The 12,496-nt window shown below is 68.0% G+C and carries 12 protein-coding genes; 8 read left to right on the plus strand and 4 right to left on the minus strand.

Features of this window, described 5'->3' with window-relative positions:
* Positions 1–15 precede the first annotated feature (15 nt).
* From rnpA to yidC, 3 genes are read left to right on the plus strand one after another with little or no spacing between them, the layout of a single operon-like run.
* Positions 16–447: a ribonuclease P protein component gene (gene rnpA, locus FHR04_RS15035; protein ID WP_039687647.1), complete on the plus strand. Its 432-nt coding sequence runs from the start codon at positions 16–18 to the stop codon at positions 445–447.
* Positions 444–773 carry a membrane protein insertion efficiency factor YidD gene (yidD, locus tag FHR04_RS15040; RefSeq protein ID WP_081995267.1) on the plus strand — a complete coding sequence of 110 codons (330 nt, stop codon included), beginning with the start codon at positions 444–446 and terminating at the stop codon, positions 771–773. Before rnpA ends, yidD begins: the two co-directional genes overlap by 4 nt.
* On the plus strand, positions 773–2,425 hold the full coding sequence (gene yidC, locus FHR04_RS15045) for a membrane protein insertase YidC (RefSeq protein WP_139404131.1): 1,653 nt from the start codon (positions 773–775) through the stop codon (positions 2,423–2,425). The genes yidD and yidC overlap by 1 nt, the downstream gene beginning before the upstream one ends.
* Positions 2,426–2,497: 72 nt before the next feature.
* On the opposite strand, the gene FHR04_RS15050 is transcribed toward yidC, so the two are convergent.
* Positions 2,498–3,592 (minus strand): App1 family protein, encoded by a 1,095-nt coding sequence (locus FHR04_RS15050; RefSeq protein WP_139404132.1) that lies wholly within the window; start codon positions 3,590–3,592, stop codon positions 2,498–2,500.
* A 94-nt stretch (positions 3,593–3,686) separates the two neighbouring features.
* On the minus strand, positions 3,687–4,013 hold the full coding sequence (locus tag FHR04_RS15055; protein ID WP_039687643.1) for a hypothetical protein: 327 nt from the start codon (positions 4,011–4,013) through the stop codon (positions 3,687–3,689).
* 63 nt (positions 4,014–4,076) lie between these two features.
* Here FHR04_RS15055 and FHR04_RS15060 point away from each other — a divergent pair, with 63 nt between their 5' ends.
* Positions 4,077–4,871, plus strand: a complete 795-nt coding sequence (locus FHR04_RS15060; RefSeq protein WP_139404133.1) for a thymidylate synthase — start codon at positions 4,077–4,079, stop codon at positions 4,869–4,871.
* Positions 4,868–5,380 carry a dihydrofolate reductase gene (locus tag FHR04_RS15065; protein WP_139404134.1) on the plus strand — a complete coding sequence of 171 codons (513 nt, stop codon included), beginning with the start codon at positions 4,868–4,870 and terminating at the stop codon, positions 5,378–5,380. Before FHR04_RS15060 ends, FHR04_RS15065 begins: the two co-directional genes overlap by 4 nt.
* A gap of 12 nt (positions 5,381–5,392) precedes the next feature.
* On the opposite strand, the gene FHR04_RS15070 is transcribed toward FHR04_RS15065, so the two are convergent.
* On the minus strand, positions 5,393–7,696 hold the full coding sequence (locus FHR04_RS15070; protein WP_139404135.1) for a putative bifunctional diguanylate cyclase/phosphodiesterase: 2,304 nt from the start codon (positions 7,694–7,696) through the stop codon (positions 5,393–5,395).
* A 273-nt stretch (positions 7,697–7,969) separates the two neighbouring features.
* Here FHR04_RS15070 and der point away from each other — a divergent pair, with 273 nt between their 5' ends.
* Together der and FHR04_RS15080 are read left to right on the plus strand one after the other, a co-directional pair.
* Positions 7,970–9,295 carry a ribosome biogenesis GTPase Der gene (der, locus tag FHR04_RS15075; protein ID WP_139404136.1) on the plus strand — a complete coding sequence of 442 codons (1,326 nt, stop codon included), beginning with the start codon at positions 7,970–7,972 and terminating at the stop codon, positions 9,293–9,295.
* Between the two features lie 79 nt (positions 9,296–9,374).
* Positions 9,375–9,791, plus strand: a complete 417-nt coding sequence (locus FHR04_RS15080; RefSeq protein ID WP_039685890.1) for a pyridoxamine 5'-phosphate oxidase family protein — start codon at positions 9,375–9,377, stop codon at positions 9,789–9,791.
* 75 nt (positions 9,792–9,866) lie between these two features.
* Here FHR04_RS15080 and FHR04_RS15085 read toward each other — a convergent pair whose 3' ends face one another.
* Positions 9,867–11,570: a copper amine oxidase N-terminal domain-containing protein gene (locus FHR04_RS15085; protein WP_375782586.1), complete on the minus strand. Its 1,704-nt coding sequence runs from the start codon at positions 11,568–11,570 to the stop codon at positions 9,867–9,869.
* Positions 11,571–11,928: 358 nt separating this feature from the next.
* Here FHR04_RS15085 and FHR04_RS15090 point away from each other — a divergent pair.
* The coding region (locus tag FHR04_RS15090) for an ATP-dependent metallopeptidase FtsH/Yme1/Tma family protein (protein WP_338084766.1) at positions 11,929–12,496 on the plus strand (568 nt) is incomplete at its 3' end.

Genomic DNA, 12,496 nt, shown 5'->3' on the forward strand with positions numbered 1-12,496 from the left:
GTGGCGCTGGACTCTTTGCGTGGGGACCGCGAGTTCCGTAAGGTCCGCAACCACGGCGTGGCGGTGCGTGATCCGCTGTTTACGCTGCGCCTGACCGAATACCGCCCGCGTTACGGCGAGGCGTGGCGGCCGCGCGCCATCATGGGCATCGTGGTGTCCAAGAAGACATTGAGGCGCGCCGTGGACCGCAACCGCGTGCGCCGCCGCGTGCGCGAGGCGCTGCGGACCCTGCCGGGGGGGCTGCCGCCGTGCCGCGCCATCCTGCTGCCCAATCCGGGCGTGCTGAGCGTGCCGTTCGCAGACCTGCAGACGGCGCTGGCCCGCGCGATTGCCAAAGCTCCTGATCAGGCCAAGCGCGGCGGCAAGTCCGGGAACCCCCGGCAATCTGGCCGCGTATCTGAGCGCGTGACCCCGGCTGCCCCCACGTCTCCCAAGGACCGCCCATGAGCCTCGCCTCACGCGGGCTGGTGGGGGCCGTGCGCTATTACCAGCGCGTACTGTCGCCGCGCAAGCCGGTGCCCACCTGCCGGTTCACGCCCACCTGCTCGGAGTACGCGGCGCAGGCCATCGAGCGTCACGGGGCGCTGGGGGGCGGCTGGCTGGCCGCGTGGCGGGTGCTGCGCTGCAATCCGCTGGTGCCGGGAGGCTACGATCCGGTTCCGGAGCACTTTCCTGGACCTTCCCCGCTGGAGGTCAGCACTCCACCTCCGGCTGCTCCACTGCCGCCTGCCTCCCAGACAAGCCCTTCCCCTAAAAAGAGACCCGTATCCTGATGAAACCCAGACTGTTACTTCTTCTGATCGCTGCCACGGGCGCGCTGCTGCTCACGGGCTGCGGGCAGACCGGGCCGCTGCCGGTGTTCGGCAAGGCCATCACCTCCAACTGGATCACCGCCGACTATGACGGCCAGCCGGGCGACGAGTACATCGCCACCAGCAACCTGCAAGACGTGGTGTTCAACGCGCGCGGCGAGGTGATCGGCTGGTTCGTCAAGAGCTACGCCGGCACCCCGTACATCAAGCGCAAGGCCGACGGCAGCGTCGATCTCAGCGGGCTTAAGGCGCAGGGCAGCCTGGTCAACATGGTGGGGGACCGCAAGGCGCTGGCCTTGAGCGGCGGCGGCCTCGATCCGGCGCAGCCTGCCGAGACCAGCGTGCCGCAGCTGAACACGGACCTCCCGGCCAACGAGCAGACCGCCGTGTTCCGGTACACCCAGAACGGCGTCTCGGTGACCAAGACGGTCACGATGCACCCGCGCAATTTCAAGATTGACCTGAAGACGGACGTCACGGGCGGCCCGGCCACCGTCAATATGCTGTTCCCCGGTCTGGGCAAGGCCGACAATCCCAGCGTGAAGGCCGTGCCGGTGGGCGGGGAACTGGCCTCCGTGCAGGGCAGCGGGACGCTGAAGGTGGACAACATCCAGTACGCCGCCCTGCAGGAAAAGCCCAACCAGCTGGCGCACGCGCTGATTATTCGCCCTCAGAAGGGCACCACCGTGGGCGCCACGCTGACCGGGGGCGAGCAGGGCCTGATCACCGCCAGCCTGCCGGCCGCCAGCAACCTGGAGGTCTACGGCGGCAAGAACGAGCTGATCCACCTGTATCAGAGCGGCTACAGCGAGTTGCCGGGGCTGTTCCAGCCGAACATCTTCGGCCAAATCAGTCTGGTGATCGTCAAGATCATGGAGTCGATCTACAAGGTGGTGGGCAACTGGGGCCTGGTGCTGCTGCTGCTGACCGTGCTGCTGCGGGCGATCATGTGGCCGCTGATGCAGGCGCAGGGCCGCACCACCGCCCGCATGCAGGTGATGCAGCCCAAGATCAAGGAGATTCAGGACAAGTACAAAGACCGCAAGGACCGCGATTCGCAGGTGGCCATGCAGGCCGAGATGCAGCGGCTGTACAAGGACTACAACTTCAACCCGGCCGGCTGCCTGTCCACCTTCATTCCCTTCCCGGTCTTGATCGCGCTGTGGTCCACCATCCGGAACTTCGAGTTCGACAGCGGCTTCCTGTGGCTGCCGGACCTCGCCATTCCTGATCCCTTCTACATCCTGGCGCTGCTGTACCTGATCGTGAACATCGGGCAGCTGTACGTGATGACCCGCAAGAACCCGCAGATGTTCCGCCAGCAGGCGTTCATCTACCTGATCTTCCTGTACTTTGCGCTGACCTTCCCGGCCGGCGTGACCATCTACATCATCGTGTCCACGTTGATTGGCATCGTGCAGCAGGTGATCATCAACAAGCAGGTGGAGGCCGAGACCGCCACCATCGGCCAGCGAGTGCAGAAAACAGCCGTGGCCGCCGGTGCGGGGGGCGCGAGCAGCAGCAAGACCGTGATCGCCAAGGCCGCCCCCAACATGCCAGGCGCCACCAAGCCCCGCAAGCCGCCCAAGACCCTGGACGCGCCGAAAGACTGAGCCTGAGCCGTACCTGCCCGCCCCCCGAACTGGGAGGGCGGTTTTTTTGGGCGACGCCTGCCGGGGGATGGATCAGCGTTCGGTGGGGCCGGTCACGCTGACCAGCACGCTGCGGTACTCGCCGGGGGTGATCAGCCCCATCGCCATGGCGTGCCCGGCGGCGTTCAGACTGTCGGCGGCCAGCACCAGATCGACGCCCGCGCGGGCCAGTTCGCCGCGCAGCTTCAGGACCGTCTCGTCCCGGAACGCTCCGGTCAGGTCACGGATATACACGGCCAGCACGCGGCCTGCGTACCGGCGGACCACTTCCGAGTAGATCAGGGTGTCCTGCTCGCCGCTGTCGCCGATCAGCACGAACTTCAGGTCCGGAAAGCGCTCGAACAGGCGGGTGATCACGCCGTGCTTGTGGCCGCCGTGCCCGGCCAGCAGGCCACCCCCCCAGCTGCGCAGAAACATCGGTCCCAGCGGAATGCGGCGGTAATCGAGAAACTGCCACAGCAGATCGAAGAAATTCCAGGGACTGCTGGACACGTAGAAGACCGGATTGCGCCCCTCGGCCTCGCGGGCCAGCGCGCGGTACAGCGCCCCCACCCCCGGAAACGGCGAGCGGGTGCGGGCGTTGCCGGTCAGGGCGGTGATCAGCATGCGCGGCAGGCTGGTCACGTCCGACTGAATCACGGTGTCGTCGAGGTCGCTGATCACCCCGAAGCGGGCCTCGTGGATGACCTGCACGCGGGCGCGGGTCCGGCCTTCCCGGCCTTCCAGACTCAGCGCCGCCTCGTGCCAGCCGCCGGGCAGCGGGCTGAGGGGCGTGAAGGTCAGCGTAAAGTAGCCGTCGTCGTCGCTGACGGTGCTCACGCTCAGGCCGTCCAGCACGCCGCTGACCCGCGCGCCGCCCACCTCGCGGGAGAACAGGCGGCGCATGCTGTTCACGAAATTACGCCAGCGCCGGTCCCCGATGTCGGGCGGCGACAGGGTACGTGGCAGCAGCACGCGGCCGGTCAGCTCCACGCTGTGAGGGGTGCCCCAGCCGACGTAGGGCTGCAAGATCAGCTTGCCCCGCGCCCGGCGCGGCTGCACGTAGCCGCTGATGGCCCGGTCAGCGGCCAGAACCGCGCGCTCCAGCACGGGCAGCGCCAGCTTGAAAGCCGTTTTGACGGGGTTCACCACGGCAGTCTACGGGGCCGGGATGCCCGCCGGCTGAAGGCCGGGTTTGCCGCGCCCTTTAGAGTTCGGCGGCGGGCGCTCAGTGGACGGGTGCTCAGTGGACCCGCACGCCCTTGGTCAGCGGCTGCTTGCGGACCCAGGCGACGAAGCGCTGAATCTCCTCGCGCTCCAGCATGGCCTCCACGGTGTTCAGCTCGCCGGCCAGTTCCGCGTTGCTGAAGGTCTTTTGCAAGTAGCCCTGGCAGGCCGCGCACATCCGCACGGTGGGAATGTCGCCCAGCCGGACGCCCTGGCGCCGCCCCTGCGATTTGGGGACCAGGTGGTGATCGGTCATGTTGGGGGCCTCGCGGCCACACAACACGCAGGGATCGGCGGCTTTGGGCGGGGCATACCAGCTGGGATCGGGTGTTTTGCGGGCCATGCCGGTCAGCATAGGGCCTCCTCCGGGAGACGCTGGACCCCCCGCTTCCCTACACTGTGGCCCATGCAGCCCTACCTCGACCTGATGCGCCAGATTCTGGACCACGGCGCGGTCAAAACCGACCGCACCGGCACCGGCACCCGCAGCCTTTTTGGCGCGCAGCTGCGCTTCGATCTGGCCGACGGTTTTCCGCTGGTCACGACCAAGAAGATTCACCTGAAGTCCGTCATCCACGAATTGCTATGGTTCCTGTCGGGCAGCAGCAACGTGGGGTATCTGCAGGACCACGGGGTGAGGATCTGGGACGAATGGGCGGACGAGGCGGGCGAACTCGGCCCGGTCTACGGGGTGCAGTGGCGCAGCTGGCCCACGGCGGAGGGGCGGCACATCGACCAGATCAAACAGCTGGTGACGCAGATCAAGACCAACCCCGATTCTCGCCGCCTGATCGTGTCGGCCTGGAACGTGGGCGAGATCGAGGAGATGGCCCTGCCGCCGTGCCACGTCCTGTTTCAGTTCTACGTGGCCGACGGGCGGCTGAGCTGTCAGCTGTACCAGCGCAGCGCCGATATGTTCCTGGGCGTGCCGTTCAACATCGCCTCCTACGCTCTGCTAACAATGATGGTGGCGCAGGTGTGCGGGCTGCAGCCGGGCGAGTTCATCTGGACCGGCGGCGACTGCCACCTGTACAGCAACCATCTGGAGCAGGCGCGCGAGCAGCTGACGCGCGAGCCCAGGCCGCTGCCCACCATGCACCTGAATCCGGACGTGAAAGACCTGCTGGACTTCCGCTACGAGGATTTCCGGCTGACCGGCTACGAACCGCACCCGCACATCAAGGCGGCGGTGGCCGTTTGACCCCGCGATTAACCTACGTGGTGGCGATGGCCGAGAACCGCGTGATCGGCCGGGACGGTGACCTGCCGTGGCGTCTGCCCGCCGATCTGGCGCATTTCCGGCGGCTGACGGTGGGCAGGCCCGTGATCATGGGCCGCAAGGTCTACGACTCGATTGGCAAGCCGCTGCCCGACCGCCAGAACATCGTGCTGACCCGCAATCCGGCGTTCGAGGCGCCCGGTTGCACCGTCGTCCACTCGCCGGAAGAAGCGCTGGAAGCCGCCCATGACCCGGATCCCAGGATCATCGGCGGCGAGGAGATCTACCGGCTTTACCTGCCCCGGGTGACGCGGGTGGAACTGACCCTGGTCCACGCGGACATCGGGGGTGACACCTTCTTTCCGGAGTTGCCGGGCGAGTGGACCGAAACCGCGCGGCGTGAGCGGGCGGCAGACGGGCGCAACCCGTATGACCTGACGTTCATGACGCTGGACCGGGCCGTTGCGGAGGGGGACCGGCGGCCAGACTGAGGGTGCCTCGTCTTATGACCACCGTTGGCCGTGGCTGCCGGTGATCTCCCCCGTGGGGGCGACGAGGGGTCCCGGCTGCTGCGCCAGCGTCCGCGCGGCCCGTGCATCCAGCGGGGGCGAGATATAGAAGCCCTGCGCCAGCGTGAAGCCCAGCTCGCGCACCAGCGCGTACTGCTGCGCGGTCTCGATGCCCTCGGCCACGGTGGTCAGCCTCAGCGCGCGCCCCAGTTCGGCCACCGCGCGCACCAGCGCCGTGCCGCTGCGGCTCCCGTCCAGATCCTCGATGAAACTGCGGTCCACCTTCAGGTCGCTGATCGGAAAGCGCCGCAGGTAGCTCAGGGACGAGTAGCCGGTGCCGAAATCGTCCAGCGCCAGCCCGATGCCCAGGCCGCGCAGCGCGCGCATGGTCGCCAGCGTGGCGGCGCGGTCATCCATCAACACGTTCTCGGTCAGCTCCAGCGTCAGCTGTTCCGGCGCCAGCCCCGTGTCTTCCAGCACGCTCCGGATCTCGTTGCCCAGGTCGGGCAGGTGCAACTGGGCCGCCGTGAGGTTGACGCCCAGCGCGGGGGGCGGGCGGCCCGGTGCGGGCGCCCAACCGGCGATCTCGCGGGCCGCCGCGCGCAGCATCCAGCGGTCCAGCGGCACGATCAGGCCGGTGTCCTCGGCCAGCGGGATGAACGTCTTGGGGGGCAGCAGGCCGCGTGTGGGGTGCCGCCAGCGGACCAGCGCCTCGAAGGCCCGCAGGTGGCCGTTCTCCAGGTCGATCACCGGCTGATACCAGACCTCCAGCGCATCTTCGGCAATGGCCACCCGCAGCTCGCCTTCCAGTTCCAGCCGGTCCACCACCGTGCGGTGCATCGCGTCGTCGAACACCTGGGCGCGGCCCCGGCGGTGGGCCTTGGCGTGGTACAGGGCCACGTCCGCGTTGCGCAGCAGCGTCTCGCCGTTCAGCGGCTGTCCGTCTTCTACTCGGTCGTGCAGGGCGATGCCCAGGCTGGCGCGGACCTGCCACTCCAGCCCCTGCACGGCGACCACCGGTTCCAGCGCGCGCAGCAGCCGGTCCGCCGCCTCCAGGGCCTGCTGGGGACCGGGCAGGTGTTGAAGCAACACCGCGAATTCGTCGCCGCCCAGGCGGGCCACCGTGTCGTCCGGGCGCACGCTGGCCCGCAGCCGCTGTCCGGCCACGATCAGCACCTGATCCCCGGCGCTGTGGCCCAGGCTGTCGTTGATGGCCTTGAAGTTGTCGAAGTCCATCAGCAGCACGGCCAGACTGTTCAGCGGGGGGTGGGCCTCCAGCGCCTGCGTCACCCGCTCGGCGAACAGGCGGCGGTTGCCCAGCCCGGTGAGCGGGTCATGCAGCGCCAGCTGGCTCAGCCGCGCGCCCAGGTGCTGCCGCTCGCGGATCACCGCCCCCAGCAGCAGTCCCGAAACCGTGACCGTCACCAACCCGAATTGCAGCGCCAGTCCGCTGCCGCTCTGGATGCGGCCCACAGTCAGCAGGGCCACCCCCACGTTCAGCGCCAGCACGCACACGGCGGCCGGGGCGAAGCCGTGGCGGGTGGCGATCCACAGCACCGGAATGAACAGGGCGTAGCTGTAATTCAGGCTGGTCCCACGCGGTCCCCCGTACCCCGCCCAGACCGCCAGCACCACCAGCACGGTGGCCACGGCGGCGTCACGGACCCACACCCAGGACCAGCCCCCGGTGCGGGCCGGATCTTCGCGGCCCCGGGGTTCCGGCGGCTGATCGGGGGCCTCGGCGGGCGCGGCGGTCCACAGGTCCGGCCAGCGGCCCAGCAGCAGCAGCAGTGGGGGCGCCAGCAGCCCGACGCCGGTGGCGCTGCCCGCCCACAACTGCAGGGTTTCGGTGACACCGCGCCCGGCGGGCAGCAGGCCAGTGGCCGTCAGGGTGAAGACCTGCAGCGCCGCCGCCACCAGCGGCGCGCCCAGGATCGCCACCCCCACGAACAGCGCCACGTCGCGCAGGCGCGGCAGCCGGGGATTGACGTGCAGCGGGCGCAGCAGTGCCCACCCTGCGCCCAGCGTGGGGACCACCATCGCCACGACGGAGGCCAGCAGGGGCAGCGCGGGCAGAGGCTCCACCACGAAAAAGGCATGCACCAGGCGGCTCAGGATCAGCAGCGGCCAGAAGCGCAGGCCAAAGACCAGCAGCAGGACCACGTCCAGCGCCACCGCCGGGTACCACACGGTGACCTCCGGCGTCACGGCGAACTGCTGCGAGGCCACGTCCAGCCCGTACCACGCCAGCAGATACACCGCCCCAATCAGCAGTGGACGGAACCATACACTGAGCATGACCTCACCTTAGGGCGGACGGGCCGCCGGCTGAGCAGAGCCTCCTTTAAGTCTTCAGGTCACTTGCCCTGTCCTGAGTGTCGGAGTGGTGGCGGGGGCTGGCGAAACAGCGCAATGGTGCCTGACCTGCCTGTCTTTTGACTGCCGCAGCGTGTAGACTGTTCCTCTTGTACTTCTCCTGCGCTTCGCCACGTCGGCGAGAACCACGCGGGGAAGATCGGCGGGAAAGCCCCTGACGCCGGGGCTGACCGAAACCGAAGGAGCGTTCTGAAAATGCATAAAGTTGCCATTGTGGGCCGACCCAACGTCGGCAAATCAAGTTTGTTCAACCGTCTGGTGGGGCGGCGCGAGGCCGTAGTGGCCGACTTCCCCGGCGTGACCCGTGACGCCAAGGAAGGCACGATGCTGTACCAGAACCACCGCATCACGCTGGTGGACACCGGCGGCCTGTGGAGCGGCGACGAGTGGGAGGCCGCCATCCGCGAGAAGGCCGAGTGGGCCATGGAGGGCGCGCAGGCCGTGATCTTCGTGCTGGACCCACGCGAGGGCCTGTCCGCCGCCGACTACGAGGTGGCCGACTGGCTGCGCCGCCTGGGCACCCCGGTGATCGTGGTCGCCAACAAGATCGACAGCCAGAAGCATGAGGTCTACCTGGCCGAGCTGTGGGGCCTGGGCTTCGGCGATCCGGTGCCGATCAGCGCCGAGCACGCGCGCGGCCTCGACGACCTGATGGACCGCGTGATGACCCACCTGCCGGAAGACGACGAGGACGTGCCGGAAATCGCCCCCATTCGCATCTCGCTGATCGGGCGGCCCAACGTGGGCAAGTCCAGCCTGCTGAACGCGATTGTGCAGAGTGACCGCGCCATCGTGGCCGATCAGCCGGGCACCACCCGCGACAGCCTGGACGTGGAATGGGACTACGGCGGGCAGCGCTTCGTGCTGGTGGACACGGCAGGCATTCGCAAGAAGCCCGACACCGCCATCGAGGACTATGCCATCCAGCGCAGCCAGGCCGCGATTGGCCGCAGCGATCTGATCTGGCTGGTGGTCAATGCCGACGAGCTGGGCGACCACGAACTCAAGCTCGCCAACCTGGCCTACGACAGCGGCAAGCCGGTGATCGTGGTGGTCAACAAGTGGGACCTGATCCCCGACGCGGACCTCAAGAGCACGGAAAAGGACCTGAACCAGAAGCTGCACCACATCAGCTACGCGCCGCGCGTGTACACCAGCGCCATCAACGACTACGGCATCCACGACATGCTGGCCGAGGCCATGAAGCTGCACGACAAGTGGCAGAGCCGCGTGCCCACCAGCGAACTGAACCGCTGGCTGGAGGTCTGGCAGATGCGCCAGTCGGTGCCGAACTTCCACGGCAAGAAGCTGCGGATGTACTTCATGACCCAGGTGGAAACCGCGCCGCCCACCTTTGCCATCTTCTGCAACCGCGCCGACTTCGTGACCCGCGCCTACGAGGGCTTTCTCCAGAACCGCATCCGCGAGGACCTGAGCCTGGCCGGAATTCCGGTGCGGCTCAAGTGGAAGGAAAAGGGGCCGTACAAGCGCGGCGCCAAGGGCGAGGAAGCCGAGGCCTGAGCCGCCGCGAACCTTAAAACTAAAACGGCGTTCACCCAAGTGGGGGGTTGAGCGCCGTTTCCCCTTTCAGACTGGCCGCATGGCTGAAAAAAAGTTGGCTGACCTTTCCGACCAGATGCGCAAGATCGACATCGCCATGCTTTCTACCCACAGCAAGGGCGGCAACATCGCCGGGCGGCCCATGAGCAACAACGGGGAAGTCGAGTACGACGGCACCTCGTACTACTTCACCTACGAGGACGCGCACACGGTGGGCGAGATCGAGGCGGACCCGAAAGTGGCGCTGGCCTTTATGGGGGAGAAGGGCTTCGCGGTGGCAGTGGAAGGCCAGGCCAAATTGAGCCGCGACAAGGCCGAGATGAAGGAGCACTGGTCCCCGGACCTGGACAAATGGTTCAAGGACGGCATCGACACGCCGGACATCGTGATGATTCAGGTGGACGCCACCCGCGTGCATTACTGGGACGGCGAGGACGAGGGCGAGATCAAGCTGTAGCGGCACACCAAAAGGCCAGCGAGGGGACGTCCTCTCGCTGGCCTTTTCTGGTTTTTGCATTTCTGGTCCCTGCGTTTAGGGCTGGTAGGTCTTGAGCCCGCCACCCACGCCCTCCGCGCCCGCGCGCCCGGCGCGGTAGAACACCAGACTGATGGGCAGGTTGCTGCCGCTGGCCGGGATAAAGTCGATGTTCAGCCGGTCTGAGCCCGCGCGCCACAGCAGCACCGGTTCCTGCGGCTTGATGGCGTTGCCGCTTCTGGGCAGCTTGATGGTCTGGCTCAGCGGGCCGTCCTGCACGTTCATGGCGCCGCGGTACAGGCCGCCGCGCGGGCTGAGGGCCACCGCCGTGCCTGCCGCGCCGTTGACCTCCAGATCGTACAGCACGCCGTAATTGCCGCTCAGGCGCACCGGCTGACCGGTCAACTTGTCGGTGCCGTTGATGGCCGGATCAAGTTGCCCATCCCCGATCACGATGCGGGCGGGCAGCGTACTCAGGTTGACGCGCAGTCGGCGCACCGCGTCCGGAAAGGTGCCGCGCACGTGCTTGCCGTCGGGCTGCAGGTACGGCAACTGCTGTGAGACCTGGGCGCTGGGCGGCAGGCCGTCTTCCAGCATCAGGAAGGTCAGCTCTACCCGGCCCGAGGCCGTCAGGTCCTGCAGCATGTTCGCGCCGCTGCCCACGCTCAGGGTGGGGCTGGCATATACGGCGGCGGCCTGACCGGGGGCCAGGGTCAGGGTGGGACCGCCGGTGCTGGCAAAGTAGTCCAGCAGCGTGACCTGCCCCAGCAGCCCCTCGATGCGGGTGGGGGCGGTCTCGCCCTGCCGCAGCGTGCGGACCTCTACCGCGCGGTCCTCGATATTGCGGGCCAGCACGTACAGCCGTGCGGGCTTGCCCAGGCCGTTCAGGTGGTAGCCCAGCAGCCGCACCGGCCCCTGCACGGTGTCCTGGTACAGCACGCCGCTCTGGGTGGGCACCTCCGGACTGTCACTGAAGATCAGCGGGAACGTCGTTCCGGCCACCGACGTCACCATGGCCGAGGGGTAATTCAGCACCTGCGCGTCGGGGAAACGGTCACCGGGGGCGGCGTACTTCAGGGCGTAGGTCAGCGGGCTGTCCAGCGGCGCGCCCTGGACGGTGATGGTCCGGTTGAAAGGCTTGCTCTGCAGGCCCCGGCTGTTGGTCACGTTCAGGCCCACCGTGTAGGTGCCCGGCTGAAAAAAGGCGTCCTGGCGGCCAGTCCACTTGCGGGACGTGATGTCGGCGCCGTCCGGATCATAGGCGTACTCGGTGTACACCACCCGCTCGCCGGGAGCGTACACGGTCTTGTCGGTGGAAAAACGCGCCTGCGGGGCCAGCGGGTTGCCGCCGTCGCGCAGGGCGGTCAGGGTCAGGGTGCGGCCGGTGTCGTCGGCGGCGCTCAGGTTGGCGTCCAGCGCGTCGGCCAGCGTGCGGGCGCTCAGGTACACGGCGCCGTCCACAATCAGCGCCGTGCCTGCAGGCTGCGGCACACCGGCCAGCGAGGCGCTGCCGTCGGGGGCCACCACCGCGCGGCCCAGGCCCAGTTGCCCGGCTGTTCCCACCTGTACGGGACGGCCCAGCAGCAGCGCCGTCTCGCGCAGCGGCAGCAGCGTGCGCCCGCCGATCAGCCGGGGCGGGGTCTGCCAGCGCGCGGCATCGCCGTTCACGTTCAGGTCCGGGGCGTCCACCGTGAAGGTCAGCTGCACCGATCCAGCCGTGACGGTGGCCGCCAGCGTGGGGCCGCCCAGCGTGGACAGCAGGGCGCTCAGGACAACGGCGGAATTCGAAGGTCTCAGGCGCGGGGCACGGCCTTTGAGCAGCAGCGGAAAGAGGAGGGAGGCGGCGCGCACCGGGGGAGTATGCCCGCCCGACCTGACGCCGATCTGTGCGGATTGTCCCTCCAGCCCTTCATGAAGGGTTTGCAGGGTCTTCCGGAGGCTGGAAAGGCAGCCTTGAGAGCCACGGGCTGAAAATGGGCCGCAAGACGGGCTTTATTGAGAGTGAGGGACCATTTCAATGTCCGCTTTCATTCCAAACTTTTGACTGGCCTACAGCATAGACTAGACCCATGTCGTCCCGTGCAAGTGCCGCCTGTCCAGCCGCCGGTGAAAGGCCCGCATGAAGCGGGTGCCGTGGGGCTGGGGCCTGCTGGGCGGCGTGCTGCTGGTGCTGGTGGTGGTCAGCCTGACGTTGCCGCGTGGCGGCGCCAACGAGATGACCCTGACCGACTTTGCCGCCAGCGTGCGCGGCGGTCAGGTCCAGAGCGCGAACATCACCTTTCAGAACGGCACGGCGCTGGTGGGCGGGCAGCTGCAGGACGGCCAGCCCTACCGGACCCGCACGCTGGCCAACGATCCCCTGATCGAGCTGGCGCGCCTGCAGGAGCGGGGCGTCACGGTGGCCTACACCCCCCCGTCCCGCCTGAGCGTCTTCGGCGTGCTGAGCGTGCTGCTGACCCTGGCCCTGATCGTGGGGCTGGTCATCCTGCTGCTGCGCAGCCGCCAGAACTCGGGCAACGACGCCGCCGGGGCCTTCGGGAAATCGAAGGCGGCGGTGATTGCCGAGGGGCAGATCAAGCTGAACTTCACCGACGTCGCCGGCTGCGACGAGGCCAAGCAGGACCTGCAGGAAGTCGTCGACTTCCTGCGCCAGCCCGAGAAATACCACCAGCTCGGCGCCCGCATCC

The organism is Deinococcus radiopugnans ATCC 19172 (assembly GCF_006335125.1).
Taxonomy (GTDB): domain Bacteria; phylum Deinococcota; class Deinococci; order Deinococcales; family Deinococcaceae; genus Deinococcus; species Deinococcus radiopugnans.